This is a genomic window from Hoyosella subflava DQS3-9A1, from assembly GCF_000214175.1.
GTDB lineage: Bacteria > Actinomycetota > Actinomycetes > Mycobacteriales > Mycobacteriaceae > Hoyosella > Hoyosella subflava.
Map to the genome: position 1 here is coordinate 2267360 of NC_015564.1, position 17977 is coordinate 2285336.

Here is a 17977-nt window from a genome sequence, read left to right on the forward strand (position 1 = left end):
AGGTGTCGAAATGGTGTGATGTCAGCGGTAGCGCTACAACCTGCCATCGGCAGCGCTACCGCTGGTCCCAGCGGGCGTTCCGGCCCTAGGTTCTCACCTGCCGGTCATACACCGGCGGATACTGCGGTGTGCATTTTCCGTATGGTGGGCTTGTCGATCTTGCCGACCACGTTCTTGGGAATGGCGTCGACCACGATGAATGAGGTTGGCCGCTTGTAGCCGGTGAGGTGTTGCGCACACCTTTCGTACAGCGCTGCCGTGTCGATAGTTTGACCTGGGCTCGGCTGAACATAGGCAACGACGATCTCTCCCCATTTTTCGTCGGGCACACCGATCACCGCGGCCTCCAGAACCGTTGGGTCTGCGGTGAGGACGTCCTCGATCTCCTTTGGGTAGATGTTCTCGCCCCCTCGGATGATCATGTCCTTCAACCGTCCGACTAGGACCAGGTACCCATCGGAGTCAAGATGCCCCATGTCACCGGTGTGGAGCCAGCCGTCGACGACGGTCCGGGCTGTTTCTTCCGGACGGCCGAGGTAGCCGCGCATGATGTTGGGGCCGCGCACGATGACCTCACCATCCGTGCCTGCTGGCAATTCTGCGCCACTCTCGTCAACGATTCGGACCTCCTGGCCGACGAGTGGGAACCCAACGCTGCCGGCGCGCCGGGGGCCTGCAATCGGGTTGCATGTGGACGCGCATGTCCCTTCGGAAAGCCCGTAACCCTCAACGAGTGGGAAGCCGTAGCGTGTCTCGAATCGGGTGAGCAGCACATCCGAGGCAGGTGCTGCACCGCAGACCCCGAACCGCAAGGAGGATGTGTCGGGTTCAACATCGGGCGGGAGCGCGGCCAAGATGTTGTAAATCGTCGGAACCGCGCTGAAGTAGGTGGGACGCTCTTGCTCCACGAGACCGAAGAAGGTCTTGGGGTCGAACTTGCCGACGATGACGGCGCTGCCGCCGACACTGAGTGGGGAAAGGATGCTCACGATTATGCCGTTGACGTGGAAGAGCGGCAGAATCAGCAAAGACCGATCGGTCGGACCCAGCGCGAGTGCTTGGACCAGCATCTCCGCCATGGCCTCAATATTGCTGTGGTCGAGCATGACGCCCTTCGGCGTCCCGGTCGTGCCGCTGGTGTAAATGAGCAGGGACAGCGCGGATGTGTCCAGAAGGGGTGCTGGATCGAACCCCGCCGGATCCGTGTAGAGCGTGTCGACAGCGAGCAACGGGGTGCCGGTTGTGGTCGATTCGTCCTCGACCACCAGCAGACGCGCGCCGGAGTCGCTGAGCTGTCGTTCCACCTCGATGTTGGTCATGCTCGGATTGACTGGTGTGACTGTGGCGCCGATCCGCCAAGATGCGAAGAGTAGTAGCACGAACTCGTGTCGGTTCGTCAATTTCACGGCAACCACATCCCCGGCCCCGATTCCGAGGTCATGCAGGTGGAGTGATGCCGCGCGTACGCGAGTCAGCAGCTCGGCGTTGGTGAGCGACTCACGCCCGTCGGAGATGGCGGGCCCATGCGGGTCCAGATCGGCGCGGTGGTCGGGCAGGGAAGCGAAATGCATGGCGTACCTATCGGGTCGAGGCGCGGTAAGGAGCAGCGACTTGGCCCGACCACGACGACTGACCGGCGCGGTCGGCCGGGTCACGGCGCGGCGTGTTGGTTTATTGCCCGCTACCGCCGTCGCGCTGCGAGATCGCGTTGATGGCGGAGAATTGCAGCGTCCAGAGATTGCCGTGATTCGGGTACTTCGCGGACATGATGGACACCAGGTCGTCGGCGTCCTTCGCTATCGGATATGCAGCTATGAAATCTTGGATGTACGAGCGGGTCTGGGAAATCATGGTGTCGACGGCATAGTCGTCGCCGTCGGGACGGCGGTGTCCGCACACGATCATCTTCGGCTGGAGCTTTTCCACGATATCGACGGTCTCGAGCCAGTCTTTCCATTCATCGGGAGTTGATAGGCCCAGCATCGGGTGGATCTCGTTGTAGATGGAATCAGCGGCAATCACGACATCGATTTCTGGGATGTGCAGGATGCTCGTCGGATGGACGTCGGCCTGCTTCACCTCGATGATTTTCAGGGGCGATCCGTCGACGTATAGAGTGTCGCCCTCCAGCGGATCCGGAAAGTGGCCCGACGGTACGCACGCGTCACCGAACAACAGCCCCCATTGCATGGTCTGCACTTCCATGGTTTGCTTCATGGACTCAATCACGTGGGGCAGCGCCACGCATTTTGCGTCGGGGAATCGCTCCATGAGCGGTCCGATGCCCCCGTAATGATCCTGGTGATCGTGGGTGATGTAGATCGTTGTGAGCTTCTTGCCCGTGCGTTCGATCAGGTCGCCGAGGTCACGGACGTCGTCCTTGAGATACAGCGCGTCAATCAGTACCACTTCGGTCTCGCCGCTGACCAGGATCGCCGTGGTGGGGGAGAATTTGCCCTCAGGGATGCCGGGAAACTCGGCGGCCGGGACATTCGGCCAGCGACTGACGAAAACCGTTGCGCGAATGGGTACTACAGGCTGGTTGGTGTCAGTACTCACAAGGAACCTCCGATTGCAGGGGTGGGGTCTAGATGAAGTGGTGTCGGTCAGCAGCTGGGGATATGGGCGCCGCGGAAAGCTAACGTTAGGAGCACGCGATCCTGGCTAATGGAACTTGCGTGCCATGCGCTGGTACGGGACTGCCATGGTGCTCAGTCAGCCGTGGTTCGCGGTGTGGCAGGGTCTGGGCAGCCTCCGGACCAAGAGTTCCGAGAGGGCTGACAGTCCGTGCACCAGAACGACGATTGGCGCAGGAAGGCGTGTGTCCTGCGAAGGGTAAAACCAGTCTTCTGAGGTTTCGCCCTTGCCTACGGACTCGATATCTTCGCGTGTCATGTGATCTTGCGGATTCTTTGCGGAGCGTGAGCTGGGATGCTCGAATTGGGGCACGACCAATTGGTTGTGCCCCGGAATCGGGCTATGGGCGGAGGTGTTTGGTGAAGTGATCTCGTGCGGCTGCAGATACCTCGTCAAAGTTTTTGCCGTCGTAGAAATCGAAGTGTCCACCATGAGTGACGATCAGCTGCTTGGGCTCCCGGGCCCGCTCGTACGCGTCGAGCGCAAGAGCGTAAGGCGTACACGCGTCCTCGTCGGCGACGATCATCAGGAGCGGCGTGGGTGAGATCTGGCTGATGAAGCTGCCGGGGTTGTATTCCCCCGCCAGCTCCAGGCTCCGGGCGGTTAGTTCGTTCTTCCAGTTCGGAGCCCGGTCGGCTGCTGTTTTGGTAAACCACTCGTAGGCATCGGGCTGGGGCATCGCGGCCTGCCCCATTGGGTCGGGTGTGACAGCCGCGAGCATCGTGGGCTCGCCACCGTTGAACCGGTTGGCGCGATCGGCGTTGAAGTTCTCACGGACGTGGGGCAGGAAGTCCGGCCGGATCAGCCGGTCCAGTGTGGCCGGACCCGAGATGAATGGCACCTGGGAGACGATGGCTTTGACCCTTTTGTCGATCGCGGCGACCATCAGAGCGTGTCCGCCGGCGAAGCTGGTGCCCCAGATGCCAACTCGTGCCGGGTCGACCTCAGGGCGGTTGCTGGCGTAGGTGATGGCGTTGCGGATGTCGCGGTATTGCAGGACGGGGTCAAGTTCCTGGCGGGGAGTTCCGTCGCTGTCGCCGAAATTCTGGTGGTCGTAAACGAGCGCGTTGAGTCCGGCCTGGGCGAAGACGCTGGCATAGTCGTCGAGGTGCATTTCCTTGACGCATGACATTCCGTGCACCAGGACAATGACGGGCGCCGGGGTTTGGGCGTTCTCAGCAGGGTAGAACCAGCCTCGAAGGGTGACACCACCCTCGCCAGTGAACTCGATGTCTTCGCGATTCATGTACTCTTCCGATTCGTTGAAGGGAGGTTGCCTCGCGTGTGAGGCCTGGCACACTCCAAACTACGAATGGGCGCCGGGGCCGGATAGAACGATTGCGCCCCCTTCTGGTACAGGAGCGCCACGGTCCGCAGGTGACGGTCTATAGCTGTCAAGACGGTCAGGGATGCCGCCTGGTCTGCTCAGTCCCCAACTGCTCGAGTGCCTTTGCGCACCAATTAGCCCAGGACAGTTCAGTGTCGATGCCTGCCCGCAGAATCAGATACTGAACTCGTTCTCGTTGTGTTCCCGGGAGGCGGCTGAAGTCCCGTTCTTCGATACTGCGGTACGTTTCGAGTAGTGACCGATGGTAATCCAGATGCTGCTGTACTTGTTCCCTCATATCGATTCCGCCCAGAACTGCTGCGGCGCGAAGCCGTACCAGCAGGGGATCTTTAACGGTCACCGGCTCCTGGCCGGAGTGAACCCACGTTCTGAGATGTTCCTCGCCGGTTTCTGTAATCTCGTAGCAACGGGGAGCGCCCCTGCCCTTCAGCTGGCTGGCATGCGGCTGAATCAGGCCGTCGTCGGCCATGTTCCCGAGTTCGCGATAAATCTGCTGATGGGTGGCGTGCCAGAAATAGCCGATGGAAGAATCGAATCTGCGTGTCAGCTCCCTGCCGGTAGAGGGGCGCTCCACGAGCGCCGTCAGGATCGCGCACCGCAGGGACATCTACCGCTGACCTCCGCTGAACTGTGGGTGGGGAATCGCGAAGCCAACTCTACCGCTAGCGCCTGAGGCAGATTTACCCGAGCGCACGCAGTCGGCGGACCTGGGCCGCGGCCTCGAGTTCACGTTGATGCCCGAGTTCCGAGATCTCAGCTGACTGCAGTAGCTTCTTAGTCTCTCGAGCTGCATCGGGATTCGCCAGAAGAAGCGACTCAGCCCAGGCCCTTACCTCGTCGTTGAGATCGTCAGCAGGCACCATACTGTGTGCAAGTCCCAGGGCGACCGCTTCCCGGGCGTTGACGTTGCGCGCCCGTACGCAGATCTCGAGCGCGCGTCCGTACCCGACTTGCCGAACCAGGGGAGCGAGCCCCGTCAGATCCGGGACCAGGCCGAGAGCAGCTTCTTTCATGCAAAAGACGGCATCATCGGCCACAATCCGGAGGTCGCAGGCGAGGGCGAGTTGGAAGCCGGCGCCGACGGCGTGACCCTGTACAGCGGCGATCGAAATGAAGCTCGGGTCACGCAGGAACATGAAAGCGTCCTGGTAATCGCGTATCGCCCGCTCGATGGTCAGGTCAGTGCCGGCGAGCAGACTCGTAAGGGTTTCGGCGCCGGGATCGTCGCTCGGTGTTGACCTATCTAGACCATTCAGGCTTGAGCGATCCAGGCCAGCCGAAAAGCTGCGCCCTTCGGCTCGAATGACCACAATCTGAACGCCGGTTGGCATTGTCCGCCCTAATGCGGCCATGGCTCGCCACATCGCGGGCTGTTGCGTGTTGCGCCGCTCAGGTTTGCACAACGTTATTTCGGCGATCGCGCCACTTTGCGTGAACCGTAATCCCACCGAGTGCAACTCGGTTTCCGTCGGGCTCGCTATCGATTGGTCATGAACTCGGGTCATTCCGCTGCCCCTCGGGTTTTTGCGTGAACTGAGCGAATCGCTGGGGACTCCGCTGCGCAAACAGACCACCACGCCACGTGCGCGAATTCCTGCCGCGCGATCGGGGAGTGGGTCTCGGCGAAGCCGGACGGAGTGGAGCCGACAAGAACCCATCGGCTTCAGGATGGTTTTGTGCAACAAGATGCGTGGATGCTATTACCGCGTCCGGCTACCGGGCGGCTTTGATCTGCACTCACGCTCAACAGGATAGCGACCGCTCTCTATCGACGCAATTTCTGGTTGAGCTGCGTAACCACCCTGAGCGCTCGGAAAGGACCCCATGTTTCCCGAAGTATTCTCCGCGTCAGGCAAAACGGCATTGGTCACCGGCTGAGCCAGAGGAATCGGTTACATGATTGCGCTGACCCGGCGAAACTCCTTTCGAATCTCGGTTGGAGACCCTGCTCGGGCGCCCGCCGAAGACCGTGCGGTGGGCGCTTGAGAATCATCCGCGCATCCGGCAGGTGGTTGCGGAAATGGCCCACGACGGCTGACCTCTATCGTCTGATCACGCCAGGCTGAGGTCTGCCTCTCTGCGCGATGCGATGAATGCGATCAGGCCAAGTACGCACCGTGTTTGGTGTTTCCGCTGGTCAGCGCGCGAGAAAGTCATTTCTTGAGTGTCGATAGGGGCTAGGCGGACGCCATTGACGCCGGAGAGAACGATCTCTATCATTCTGCTAACCCTAAGAAAGGACAGCTGATGTCAGGTAGCGCAACCGAGGTACAGGCGGGACCGACTCAAGTGACCGGCGGTGTGGTCACCGAGGTCCAAGGTCGCGTGTTGCTGATCGGGCTGAACCGGCCGGATAAACGCAACGCTCTGACGCCCGAGATGCTCTCCGAGCTGTCCGACGCATACTCCCGCTACGACAAAGACGAAAACCTGCGGTGTGCGGTGTTATACGGCGAAGGTGCCGTGTACTGCGCCGGAGCTGACCTGACCCGACTCAAGGGCTTGATCGAAAGCGGCGAGTTGAGCTACGGCCCTGATTACTACGATCCATTCGGCCTCGAGGGCGCTCGCGTATCGAAACCGGTGGTCACGGCAGTCCACGGTATGTGCTTCGCGGGCGGACTCGAGCTGGCGCTGAACGGAGACATCATCATCGCCGCAGAAGGCACGGCCTTCGGTCAGCCCGAGGTTCTTCGCGGCCTATTCGCATTCGGAGGTGGCGCCGCCCGGTGGGCCGATCGCGTCGGCTGGGGGAACGGCATGCGCTACCTGCTGACCGGGGAAGCTCTCGATGCGAAGGAGGCGCATCGGATCGGGTTGGTCCAGGAAGTGGTCCCCGCCGATCGGCTCCGGGAACGGGCGATAGAGCTTGCGACAGTGATCGCGAACGCCGCGCCGATCGGGGTGCGCCACACGCTCACTGTCGCCCGCCAGGCGGCGGAGGAGGGTCTCCGATCTGCCTTCGACTCGGTCCCGGAGCTGCGCGCCCAGATCGTCGGCACCGACGACGCGGTCGAGGGAGTGGTGTCATTCAAGGAACGCCGCGCCGGTGATTACAAGGGGCGCTGAGGTTCCCAGCCTGCCGGCTGGAAGCACTACTCACTATCAATCCCTGACCTAAGGAATCAACAATGCGTGAAGCTGCCATCGTCTCAACTGCCCGTACCCCGATCGGAAAGGCTTATCGGGGCGCCTTCAACGACACCCACCCCACCACCCTGGGTGGACATGTCGTGCAGCACGCCGTCGCCAGGGCCGGGATCGAGCTAGACGAGGTACAAGACATCGTCATGGGAGCAGCCCTGCCATCCGGAGTGGCCGGGGGAGATATCGCCCGCCAGATCGCGGTTCGTGCCGGTATTCCGGTGACCACCCCAGGGCTCACTGTGAGCAAATTTTGTACATCGGGGCTGGAAGCGATCGCCGTCGGCACGTACAAGGTGCTCAACGAAGGGCTGAATGTCGTTGCGGCCGGAGGTGTCGAGTCCATCAGCATGGTTCAGGTGCCCGGATTCGACTCCATGGTTGAAGAGCCGTGGATCAAACAGCATAAGCCGACTTACTACACCCACATGATCGACACGGCGGAAGTCGTGTACGAGCGGTACGGCGTCAGCCGAGAGTCACAGGACGAATACTCCCTGCTAAGTCAGCAGCGCACCGCTCGCGCACAGTCTGAGGGGCGATTCGATGACGAGATCGTGCCGATGGAGTCGACGAAACGGATCGTCGACAAGGAGACCGGAGCGGTGTCCTACGAGACGGTGACCCTGACGCAAGATGAGGGTAACCGGCCCGGCACCACACTCGAAGGGCTTCAAGCGCTCAAGCCGGTCGCTCGTCCAGACGGCTGCGTCACCGCTGGTAACGCGAGTCAACTGTCAGACGGGGCTTCCGCCGTCATTGTCATGAGCCGTGACGAAGCCGAGCGCAAAGGGCTGCAGCCCCTGGGGTACTTCCGTGGCTACACCAGCGTCGGCCTCGAGCCTGACGAGATGGGCATCGGGCCCATCTATGCGGTTCCTGCTCTGCTAGATCGATTCGGTCTCACAGTGGATGACATTGGTCTGTGGGAACTTAATGAAGCATTTGCCGTGCAGGTTGCGTACTGCCGCGACAAGCTGGGTCTCCCCGACGAACTCCTCAACGTTAACGGCGGCGCCATTTCAATCGGCCATCCGTACGGAATGAGCGGAGCGCGGATGACCGGACACGCGTTGCTCGAAGGCAAGCGACGCGGTGCCAAGTATGTCGTCGTGACGATGTGTGCGGCAACCGGAATGGGCGCCGCCGGACTGTTCGAGGTCGCCTGACTTTCGGACCCAACCAAAATGCTGCAACGATGCAGGGCCAACGTCATCCGAGACATCGGGTGACGTTGGCTTTGGTGTGCGCAGGGCAGTAGAGAGCACTCGCTACACTGAGAGTATGGCTAGGATGGTGAAGAGCAAAGCCCAGGCGCCGCGGGAACGCCTTATGACCGCGGCGCAGCTGTTCTACTCGGAGGGCATCCGCGCGGTCGGGGTCAATCGACTGCTCGAAGAGGCGCAGACGCCGATCATGAGCCTCTACCGGATCTTCGGATCCAAGGAGGGACTTGTCGAAGAGTTCCTCCGTGAGAAGGATAAGCAGATCCGCGAGCGGTTCGAACGCGAGATCGAGCGTATCGCTAATGCGCCGAAGGAACGCATCCTCGCCGTGTTCGACGTGTTGGGCGAAGTGATTGCAGACTCTGACTATCGGGGCTGCACCTTCATCAACGTCGCGGTGGAGATGGCGAACACTGAGCATCCGTTCGTCGAGATCGCGGTCTCTCACAAGAATTCTGTGCGTGAGACTTTTTCTCGTTATCTCGCCGATGCTGGACTACGTGAGACTGAGCCGCTGGCCACACAGCTGCTGATGTTGATGGACGGTGCCTTCGTCCGTGCGCAGATGCATTCGAACCGTGAAGAGGTCGCATTGCATGCGCGCATGGCCGCCGAGGTCCTCGTCGATGCGGCACTAGCGGCGCAGGCGGACTAAAGCCAAGGGTTGGGATTCTGTAAACCTCCTGACGTGCACCGGTCGATTGGTGCCGACCGGTGCACGGCACCGGTCGATTGGTGCCGACCGGTGCACGGCTGCGTGCTAGCCCGTTTACAGCTTTCCCCTTCTCTTATCCGCACTGCTGGTCTTGAGGATCGCGGAGTCGAGGCTCAAAGGTTGGCCCGCCAATGATGGCGATCGAGGACGTCGCGTGCCCGACTAGCTCACTAGCCGGGTTACGAGCGTGCGCCTCGAGGTAGCTCCCTCTGATCTCGATCGATGAGAAGGCGACGCCGGCGGGGCTAACCACCTCCCGCAGCTCGCGTCCGGATAGCTACGCCCCTGCCGCGGCAAGCACTCCAGGAGAGTGCCAGGTAACCTCGCGTGTCCGTGCGTGCCCCAATCGGGGGGCGAGCGATGCTTGCAGTTTCACGTCCTTCTCCTTACCCGGTCGTCGTTGCCTGAGTTGCGGCGGCTCGGGTGTCCGTTGGCGTCGCGGCCACCCGGCGCCGCCCCATCAGCGCTAGGGCGATGAAGCCGGCGGCGAGCGCTATCGCCGCGATGAGGACCGAGGTGACGGCATAGGCGTGTACTGCGTCGCTCGTTTCCTGCGGTGTGCCGAGTACCGCGATGAATACGGCCACGCCGACGGCCAGGCCGATCTGGCGGAGCATGTTCACCACCGCCGAGCCGGTCGCGAACGAATGTGCGGGAAGTGACGCCGATCCGGTCGCCATGATCGTTGGGAGAGCGAGGCCGGTGCCGATTCCGGTCAGTAAGGTTCCGCCGAGTAGTCCGCCGATGTAGTCGGGATCGGCTCCCGCGGCGAACGCCCACCAGGCAGCGCCGATCGCGAAGACGGTGCATCCCGCAGCGATCACCGGCCCCGGACCGAACCGGGGGACCAGACGCCCGCTTAGCATGGCGAACACGGGGACCATCAGCGGGCCAGGAGTCATGGACAGGCCGGTCTGCAACGGAGACCAGCCCCACACATCCTGCGCCCAGAACACGCGCGAGAGCAGCATCGCGCCGAAGGCCACGGAGAAGACGAGCGCCACGGCCGAAGCACCGGTGAACGCGCGCAGCGCGAACAAGCTGCGGTCGATGAGTGGGTTGCGGTGGCGGGCCGTGTGGGCCACGAAGAGAACCACGGCGGCCGCCGCGGCAGACAGCACCGCGATCGTCGTTGTGCTGCCCCAGCCCCAGTCGACCCCCTTGACGAGTCCGAGTGTCAGCATACCCGCCCCGACCGTGATCAGCAGTGCGCCGGGCAAGTCCGGCACAGGGACCGGGTGGCCCGGCACATGCGGGAGCCGGCGCCAGCCGACAAGCAACGCTGTGACGCCGATCGGCACATTGACCAGGAACACCCAGCGCCAGTCGGCCGCCACAAGCAGTCCACCCATCACCGGACCCAGCGCCGCGCCCAGGCCTCCGACCGCGGCCCAGATGCGCACCGCTGCATGGCGCCGTTCAGGTGGTGTGCTCGCCAGCAGCAGGCCCAGCGACGTGGGAGTCAGGAGCGCGGCTCCGGCCGCCTGCACGACCCGGAACGTGACCAGCATGGCGACGCTCGTGGCCATGCCGCACGCTGCGGAGGCTAGTACAAAGATCGCGACCCCGAGGAGGAATCCCTGCTCACGGGGGAAGCGGTCCGCGAGCCGGCCGAAGATCACGAGAAACGCGGCATAGACGATCGCGTACGCGTTGAGGACCCACGACAAGTCGGCGAGGCTGTGCACCCCGAGGTCAGTCGCGATGTCCGGCAGCGCGACGTTGACGATGAACAGGTCGAGGCTAGCGAGCATGACGCCCGTACACACGATTACGAGAACCGCCGCGGGCGACATCTCGTGACCGGATTGACGGGTGCGGGAAACCATTACCGAGCCACGGCATTGAGGATGGCTAAGTCATGCACGGCCGTTCCCTTTCAGCGACAATAACGGACTTAGCGGTCCGTTATGAAAGGATGCTGGCACGCTCAGCCGGTGCCTGTCAATGGATCGGGACCAATCGGTCCGTTATTCTGGTCTTGTGCCCCGACCACCCACACCCGGACTCCGTGACCGCCTGCTGACCGTCGCAGGTCAGCTCTTCTATGAACGCGGTATGAGTGCCGTGGGCATGGCCGAGATCGTTGAGAAGGCTGGGTGTGGAAAGAACGCTGCCTACCGCCTTTTCCCCAGTAAGAGCAGCCTCGTTGCCGCCTATCTCAGTGAGTTCGGGGCCCGTCGTGAAGCTCAGACCGCCTCGGCAATCGAGGGCCTCCGCGACGATCCGGCAGCTGCACTCCATGCGTACGTCGCTGAAGTGGTTAGCCAGGCTCGCCAGCCTCGCTTCGTCGGCTGCGCCATACGCAACTACCTGCGCGAGGCGCGGGCCAAAGACGACGAACCCGTCCGGATTGCGCGGTCGTGGCTGACCGACTCGCGCGAAGCCCTCCGCGCGCTTGTTGCCCAGCTCGACGTCAAGGACCCCGATCTGCTCGCCGACCAAATCTGGCTCGTCGTTGAGGGTGTCTACGCCGGCGGGCCCGCTGATGCCGCTCTCACGCTCACCCATCGCCTCCTCGATGACGCAGGCTGACGCGTTGGGGTCTGAATTCTCGATTCCCAGAGGCCTGAGAACCGGGAACCTGGGGCGTCTGGTCGCCCACCTCCCAGCGACAATTGGTACCGCGCAGCGAATCTGTCGCTGGGAGGTGGGCGAGCAGAGTACCCGGTGGTGCTCGGCTGCGCTATGGCACACACTGCGTCACCCCCGACTGAGGCGTCCGCGCTGTGGAATCCGGTAACCAGCAAGGGCGTCGCTGGCGGTCACCACGCAAGCCTTCTGCGCGTACAGAAATGCCTGAATGTCGCAGCGCTTCGGAGCCCGGATCGTAGGCGCTTGAGGTAGACGATGACCAGCGGCACCGTCGGCGTAATCGACCCAGGGGCAGCAGTGGGATCATCGCCATAACTACCACGAACATGAAGCCGATGGATGGGCGGGATCACCCCGCTGCAGGTGACCCTGCCGGGTCGCGGGTTACGCGCGCACCGCGACCAGGTTGACCAGGCTCCGCGTCACCGCGTTGAGGTAGTCGTCCTCGCGCAGCGCGAGGCAGCGACGAATGCGCACTGGGTCATCGTTAGCACCGCGTCCGCCTCGGGACACCAGCGTCGGCCAAGAGCGCGTCAACCGAGGTTCCGTGATAACCGTGTCTGTAGAACAGCCTCGTCCCCGAACCAAGCAGACGCTCCATGTGAGGCACGGCTTGTCGAGACTGTGGGTCCTTCAACTCGCCTAACCGCATATGTTCACAGCGCACGGCACAGCTATACCAGCATGCGGCGCGATCGTTCTATGAAGTGCCGGTCGCACATTCTTAACTCTGGTTTATGTCCACGCCACAGCGCGGGCGGCAAACTCAACCAAGGAGTGCACCATGACCACAGCGAGCACTACCCTCGACGAAGGCGCCCGCTACCGCATCGACCGGCCCACGTTCAAGGTCATCATGCGCGATCTGCGCATTCCCAGCAACGACCTGGGAGCCGGAGACGCGATTCCCGACGTCGACCTGCCCACGACTGAGGGCGGCCGGTTCACGACCGACAGTATCGCCGCGGACGGCCGCCCCATCCTGCTCGTCTTCGGTTCACTGACGTGCCCTGTCACAGAGAGCGCTGGGCGCGGGCTGTTGGACCTGCACCGCAGGTACGGTGACGTGATCCGGTTTGTTGTGGTGAACGTACGGGAGGCGCATCCCGGAGCGGATATTCCGCAGCCTCGCGTGATCGGCGAGAAGATGCATAACGCCCGGAATCTCAAAGGCCACCATGGGTTTGCTTTCGAGGTGGCCGTCGACGACATCCACGGATCCGTGCACCGCGCGTTCGGCGCGCGCCCCAGTTCGGCGTACATCATCGATCCGTCCGGAATCATCGTGTTCCGGGCACACTGGTCGAACATCCTGGAGCCGATCGAGGAAGCGCTGCGTGCCGTGATCGCGGGCAGGGCACCATCGCGAGCGAAGGTGGGGCAGACGGCACGTGCCCTGATCCGGATGGCGGCGTATTCGGATGTCGCGCTCGGCGCAGCTGGTCGCGGAGCGCTGCGCGACTTCTGGCGAGCCGCGCCACCGGCAGCCGCGTTGATCGCAGTGTCGAGCCTCTTCCGGTTCCTGCCGAGTGAAAGGCGCGCCGCACCGACTGTGACAGCCACGCTTGCGATCGGCATTACCGCGGCCACCGGCATGTGGCTGCTGCTGATGCCGCTCCACGCTGTCCCACGACGAGTTTTGCAACTAGTTGCACTAAGAATGAGCCGCTGCTAGATTTAATGCAATTTGTTGCAGAATAATTTCCTCCCAAACCGAAGGAGAGCACTGTGCCCAACTACCCTCATCTCTGGGAGCCCCTCGATCTGGGTTTCACCACCCTGAAGAACCGCGTGGTAATGGGCTCCATGCATCTCGGCCTGGAGGAGGCTCCGAATGGCTTCGCGCGCATGGCGGCGTTTTATGCCGAGCGCGCCGCTGGTGATGTGGGCTTAATCGTGACGGGGGGAATTGCGCCTAACAACGCTGGCCGCCATGTGGCCCACGGAGCGACGATGACCTCGGCGCAGGACGCGCGCCGGCACCAGGTCATCACAAAGGCGGTGCATCAGAATGACGGCAAGATCGCCATGCAGATACTGCACTTCGGGCGATACGCCGACCATCAGGATCTGGTCGGTCCGAGCGCTATCCAGGCGCCTATCAACCGGCGCGTGCCCCGAGCGCTCGACGAGCCGGAAATAGAGCAGACCATCGACGACTTTGCGAGGGCCGCCGAATTCGCCCGTGAGGCCGGTTACGACGGTGTCGAAATCATGGGCTCGGAGGGGTACCTGATCAATAGCTTCCTCGCAGCCCGGACCAACCGGCGCACCGATGACTGGGGCGGTGACTTCGATCGGCGCACGCGGTTTGCCATCGAGATCATGCGGCGTACCCGGGAGCGCGTGGGGGAAGACTTCATCGTCATCTTCCGCCTGTCGGTACTCGACCTGGTCGAGGGTGGATCGACTCTGGAGGAAAACCTGCAGCTCGGCAAAGAACTAGAGGCCGCAGGAGCAACGATTATCAACACGGGTATCGGGTGGCACGAATCCAGGGTTCCGACGATCGCGACCTCCGTGCCGCGGGCCGCTTTCGCGGGCGCTACGGCAAGGTTGAAGCAGGCCGTCGGTATCCCAGTGGTGGCCAGCAACCGGATCAACACCCCCGAGGTTGCCGAGCAGCTACTGGCCGACGGTGTCAGCGATCTCATCTCGATGGCCCGGCCGTTCCTTGCTGACCCTGCGTTCATCATCAAAGCGCGGGCCGGCCGGCCGGCCCGGATCAATACCTGCATCGGCTGCAACCAGGCCTGCATCGACCACACTCTCGGTGGGGAAATCACCTCATGTCTGGTCAACCCGCGCGCCTGCAACGAAACGCTAATCAGTCTGTCTGCGGTGCGCACGCGCAAGCTGATCGGAGTCGTCGGAGCCGGACCTGCGGGGATGGCGTTCGCCCTTGCTGCCGCCCAGCGAGGTCACGAGGTCGAGTTGCACGACGCCGCTGACACCCTCGGCGGTCAGTTCGACGTCGCCAGGAGGATTCCGGGCAAGGAGGAGTTCGCGGAGACGCTGCGCCACTTCACTACCGAATTGGACACCTATGGGGTGAACGTCAAGCTGGGGCGCGCAGTGACACCCTCGGACATCGCTGGTGCGTCCTACGACGAGGTGGTAATCGCAACGGGCATCACGCCACGCGAACTCGACCTCGAAGGCTCGGACCATCCGAAGGTCGTGGGATACCTCGACGTTCTGCGGGGCACCCGTGTGCCTGGCCGCTCAGTTGCGATCATCGGTGCCGGGGGCATCGGCTTCGATGTCGCCGAGTTCATCACGCAGGAGGGGCCCTCCGCGAGCCTTGACATTGAGGCGTTCAATCGGCATTGGGGAGTCGATCCGGACTACGAAACCGCGGGTGGGCTGACCCCGCAGACAGCTCAACCCGCAGCGCGCACGGTCTACCTGCTCCAGCGCAAGAAGACCAAGGTGGGCGCCGGGCTTGGACTCACCACCGGCTGGATCCACCGGGCTGAACTTGCCGGCAGAGGAGTCAAGATGATTCCCGACGTCTCCTACCTCAAGGTTGACGACGACGGTCTGCACGTGGAGATCGCCGCTGAGCCAACGGTCCTGGCGGTGGACACGGTGATCGTTTGCGCCGGCCAGGAACCCAACCGGGACCTCTACGACGCCCTCGTGGCAGATGGCCTTACGCCACACCTGATCGGTGGCGCGAAGGTCGCGGCGGAGTTGGATGCTAAGCGGGCCATCCGCCAGGGAGTCGAGTTGGCGGCCGCGCTGTAACGAGGCGGACTTAAAGCCAAGTCGCAGTGCAGCAGCATGCTCGCGCCGATGCCGAAGGCGAACCCCTCGACGGCTGCGACAATCGGATTGTCTGTCTCGACTTTTCGTCCATGGGCAAGCTGGCGAGGCAACTTCGGGCAGGTGAACTACGTTGCCGCCGAGTCAGGCGTCGTCGGCTTTACCCGAGGTTTCGCAGTGGGCATCGATGAATCACCGAGCCCGCGAAAAGCTGGTAGCCAAAGTCCCGCTCAGCAGGACGGGGGCGCCGTCGGATATAGCGGCCGCAGCGGCTTTCCTGTGTTCGGCCGAGGCGGCCTACATCACAGGTGGGTGCTCGACGTTGACGGCGGCATCGGCATCGGGTCGTCGATTCGATGATCACCGCCCAACATCGGCGCATCACATCATGCCAGTGAGGTCAGCAGCGTGGCGGGGATGTCTGGTCGTTCAAGGGCTATGAAGTGCCCAGTATGCGGGAACTCCGCAAAGTCGGCGTTTGGCAGCAGGAGTCGATTCGCCTCTCGATCCGACCGCCGAGACCAGTCCTTCTGCCCATATATGAGATGGACCGGTGCGCTCACCTCGGAGTAGCGAGAGCGGGCCGCGATGAGGCTCGGAAGGTTGCCGTATACGGCACGGGCTACGGTCGGATAGCCCGCTCGACGGCCCACCTTGAGCAGCTCGTCGAGGTAGTCCGCCCGCAGTGCACTCTTGTCGCTGAGCCCACCGCGGAGGATGGCCCGCATGATCGGCTTCGGCTCCACTCCGGCGATCGCCCGACCGATTCCGGGCGCGAGCACGCCGGTGATGACCAGTCGAGCCAAGAGGCTGGACCTGGCGATCCCGCCAGGGTAGTCGTAGGCGTTGATTGCCACGACGCGCCGCACCCGCTCCTGGAGGTCGGCCGCGGCAGAGAGTGCCAGTACGCCGCCCATGGATTCTCCGAGCAGCGTGACGTCGCGCAGATCGAGTTGGCTTACGAGGTTCACGACCGCCGCTCGCATGGCGGGCTCGTCGTACGACACGCCGGGGACGATCTCGGAGTAGCCCATGCCTGGCAGGTCGAGCGCGTAAACGGTGTACCGATCCTGGACAAGCGGAATGAGGTGGCGGAAGTGCTCGGCCTGGGTGCGCACCGTGTGCAGCAGGACGAGTGGTGCGCCGGTTCCACCAGTGAGGTAGCGCAGTTTGCCCTGCCGGGGGTCGCCGCCGGGGATTGGGTCAAGAAGCTGGCTGATCGTTCCGGGGATCGCGATCCCGGACTTAGTGTCGATGCTCTCGGACATGGTGGTTTCCTCAGACGCTTGTGATGGGCAGCCGCCCCGCCGAGGTTTGCCCAGGTGGGGCCGCGCGGGTCAGCTCCCGCACGCTGGCTACTGCCGCCGATAGTCAGGTACCCTACAGTCTGGCTATGGAGAAGGCAAGCCAGGTGTCGTAAGGTGGTCTGTATGACTGTGCAGCTCGAAGGTTTCTTGGCTACTCGTGGTGACACGGCCCTGGGGGATTGGTGCCCGCTCAGCCGGGCCCTCGAGGTGATCGGCAATCGAACTGCGCTGCTCTTGCTTCGCGAGGCCTTCTACGGCGCGACCCGGTTCGATCAGCTCTGGAAGCGGGTCGGCGTGACGGAGGCTGTCGCCGCGCAGCGCCTGCGCGCGCTGGTCGAGGCGGGAGTGCTCGAGAAGCAGCCCTACCGCGAGCCCGGCCAGCGGACGCGCAGCGAGTACGTCCTCACGCCCGCCGGTCACGACCTGATGCCGGTGCTCCTCGGCTTAATCCAATGGGGTGTGGAGCACGGGCCCGAAGGCGGTGGCGCGACCGTGACTCATGCCGGCTGTGGCGCCGAGGTGCGTGCCGTCGTGCACTGCGCGGCCGGTCATGAGGTGGGGGAGTCAGACGTGGTCATCGCGGCGGCAGCTCGAGCGTAGCTCGCTCTGACGTATTTGACTGCGGCGGCTTAATTAGTTGGGGGAGTCACTGTTTACGAGCTGGTCCATTGCTGCGTCAGGCGGCGGCAGATGGCCTGCTGGTCGGCGTCCTCGAGGTTGTGGCTGAGCAAGCCTTCGATTGTGAAGACGGCAATCTTGACCTCGGCGTCGATATTCACGCCTGTCAAGCCGGACTGCTCCAGCGTTGAGCGCAATAGCGTTTCCGTCATCAGATGAAACCCGGTGTGCCACCCGTCTACGGCTGGCGACTGCGTCGCGCGGGCATGCACCGTGGCGACCAACCGCCGCATCTGCTGCAGTGTGCGGACGACCCACAGCAACTGTTCCTCCAGTGGCCGCGCCGTCACCTCTTGGTAGTCGGTCAGCGCGTCACTGAGGACTGCGTTCAGCACGGCGACCAAGACGTCATCCTTATCGCCGAAGTACCAGTAGATCGTGTTCCCGGAGACCCCTGCAGCCTTGGCCAGTGCGCTCATCGACGTCGCCTCGTAGCCATCCTCGATGAACAATCGGCGGGCGGCGGTGATCAACTCCAGCCGTTTCTCCTCCCGATCCTGTCGGGGTTTATTGGCAGGCATGCGGATCAGCCTACGCCTTTTCTTGAATAACAATCAAG

Annotated in this window: 19 protein-coding genes; 8 read left to right on the plus strand and 11 right to left on the minus strand. The window is 63.0% G+C overall.

All coding sequences use genetic code 11. The features are described 5' to 3' along the window. Positions 1-104: 104 nt before the first annotated feature. The 6 genes from AS9A_RS10615 to AS9A_RS24100 form a co-directional block, all read right to left on the minus strand. Complete coding sequence (locus AS9A_RS10615; RefSeq protein WP_013806991.1) at positions 105-1571, minus strand: class I adenylate-forming enzyme family protein; 1467 nt, start codon at positions 1569-1571, stop codon at positions 105-107. Between the two features lie 100 nt (positions 1572-1671). Further along, entirely contained in the window at positions 1672-2559 is an 888-nt protein-coding gene (locus tag AS9A_RS10620) for an MBL fold metallo-hydrolase (protein ID WP_013806992.1), read from the minus strand. 418 nt (positions 2560-2977) lie between these two features. Then, on the minus strand, positions 2978-3883 hold the full coding sequence (locus AS9A_RS10625; protein ID WP_013806994.1) for an alpha/beta hydrolase: 906 nt from the start codon (positions 3881-3883) through the stop codon (positions 2978-2980). Positions 3884-4040: 157 nt separating this feature from the next. Beyond that, positions 4041-4592 carry a PadR family transcriptional regulator gene (locus tag AS9A_RS10630; protein ID WP_013806995.1) on the minus strand — a complete coding sequence of 184 codons (552 nt, stop codon included), beginning with the start codon at positions 4590-4592 and terminating at the stop codon, positions 4041-4043. Between the two features lie 73 nt (positions 4593-4665). Further along, entirely contained in the window at positions 4666-5490 is an 825-nt protein-coding gene (locus tag AS9A_RS10635; RefSeq protein ID WP_083826518.1) for an enoyl-CoA hydratase/isomerase family protein, read from the minus strand. 547 nt (positions 5491-6037) lie between these two features. Beyond that, positions 6038-6205, minus strand: a complete 168-nt coding sequence (locus AS9A_RS24100) for a hypothetical protein (protein ID WP_013806997.1) — start codon at positions 6203-6205, stop codon at positions 6038-6040. Positions 6206-6232: 27 nt separating this feature from the next. Here AS9A_RS24100 and AS9A_RS10640 point away from each other — a divergent pair, with 27 nt between their 5' ends. The 3 genes from AS9A_RS10640 (at position 6233) to AS9A_RS10650 (ending at position 9010) form a co-directional block, all read left to right on the plus strand. Then, a complete protein-coding gene (locus AS9A_RS10640) occupies positions 6233-7054 on the plus strand; it encodes a crotonase/enoyl-CoA hydratase family protein (protein ID WP_013806998.1) in 822 nt (273 codons plus the stop codon). Positions 7055-7116: 62 nt separating this feature from the next. Next, a complete protein-coding gene (locus AS9A_RS10645) occupies positions 7117-8298 on the plus strand; it encodes an acetyl-CoA C-acyltransferase (protein WP_013806999.1) in 1182 nt (393 codons plus the stop codon). Between the two features lie 115 nt (positions 8299-8413). Beyond that, a complete protein-coding gene (locus AS9A_RS10650; protein WP_237707909.1) occupies positions 8414-9010 on the plus strand; it encodes a TetR/AcrR family transcriptional regulator in 597 nt (198 codons plus the stop codon). 446 nt (positions 9011-9456) lie between these two features. On the opposite strand, the gene AS9A_RS10655 is transcribed toward AS9A_RS10650, so the two are convergent. Beyond that, on the minus strand, positions 9457-10866 hold the full coding sequence (locus tag AS9A_RS10655; RefSeq protein ID WP_013807001.1) for an MFS transporter: 1410 nt from the start codon (positions 10864-10866) through the stop codon (positions 9457-9459). Between the two features lie 187 nt (positions 10867-11053). On the opposite strand from AS9A_RS10655, the gene AS9A_RS10660 reads away from it, so the two are divergent. Next, positions 11054-11605 (plus strand): TetR/AcrR family transcriptional regulator, encoded by a 552-nt coding sequence (locus tag AS9A_RS10660; RefSeq protein ID WP_158307356.1) that lies wholly within the window; start codon positions 11054-11056, stop codon positions 11603-11605. A gap of 444 nt (positions 11606-12049) precedes the next feature. On the opposite strand, the gene AS9A_RS24340 is transcribed toward AS9A_RS10660, so the two are convergent. Then, the gene (locus tag AS9A_RS24340; RefSeq protein WP_192808215.1) at positions 12050-12202 is read right to left on the minus strand and encodes a hypothetical protein; all 153 of its coding nucleotides are present in this window, start codon (positions 12200-12202) and stop codon (positions 12050-12052) included. After that, positions 12153-12317 carry a TetR family transcriptional regulator gene (locus AS9A_RS24970; protein WP_083826519.1) on the minus strand — a complete coding sequence of 55 codons (165 nt, stop codon included), beginning with the start codon at positions 12315-12317 and terminating at the stop codon, positions 12153-12155. The genes AS9A_RS24340 and AS9A_RS24970 overlap by 50 nt, the downstream gene beginning before the upstream one ends. Positions 12318-12449: 132 nt before the next feature. Between AS9A_RS24970 and AS9A_RS10665 the strand changes: the two genes are divergently transcribed. The 3 genes from AS9A_RS10665 (at position 12450) to AS9A_RS24605 (ending at position 15875) form a co-directional block, all read left to right on the plus strand. Then, the gene (locus tag AS9A_RS10665; RefSeq protein ID WP_013807004.1) at positions 12450-13340 is read left to right on the plus strand and encodes a TlpA family protein disulfide reductase; all 891 of its coding nucleotides are present in this window, start codon (positions 12450-12452) and stop codon (positions 13338-13340) included. A 53-nt stretch (positions 13341-13393) separates the two neighbouring features. Next, entirely contained in the window at positions 13394-15415 is a 2022-nt protein-coding gene (locus AS9A_RS10670; RefSeq protein WP_013807005.1) for an NADPH-dependent 2,4-dienoyl-CoA reductase, read from the plus strand. A gap of 205 nt (positions 15416-15620) precedes the next feature. Continuing rightward, on the plus strand, positions 15621-15875 hold the full coding sequence (locus tag AS9A_RS24605; protein WP_237707910.1) for an SDR family oxidoreductase: 255 nt from the start codon (positions 15621-15623) through the stop codon (positions 15873-15875). Here the strand turns inward: AS9A_RS24605 and AS9A_RS10680 are convergent. Beyond that, positions 15820-16701 carry an alpha/beta fold hydrolase gene (locus AS9A_RS10680; protein ID WP_013807007.1) on the minus strand — a complete coding sequence of 294 codons (882 nt, stop codon included), beginning with the start codon at positions 16699-16701 and terminating at the stop codon, positions 15820-15822. The two genes, AS9A_RS24605 and AS9A_RS10680, sit on opposite strands and share 56 nt — an antisense overlap. Positions 16702-16863: 162 nt before the next feature. Here AS9A_RS10680 and AS9A_RS10685 point away from each other — a divergent pair, with 162 nt between their 5' ends. Continuing rightward, entirely contained in the window at positions 16864-17340 is a 477-nt protein-coding gene (locus AS9A_RS10685; RefSeq protein ID WP_013807008.1) for a winged helix-turn-helix transcriptional regulator, read from the plus strand. Positions 17341-17393: 53 nt separating this feature from the next. On the opposite strand, the gene AS9A_RS10690 is transcribed toward AS9A_RS10685, so the two are convergent. Then, entirely contained in the window at positions 17394-17939 is a 546-nt protein-coding gene (locus AS9A_RS10690; RefSeq protein ID WP_041451023.1) for a TetR/AcrR family transcriptional regulator, read from the minus strand. Between the last annotated feature and the right edge of the window lie 38 nt (positions 17940-17977).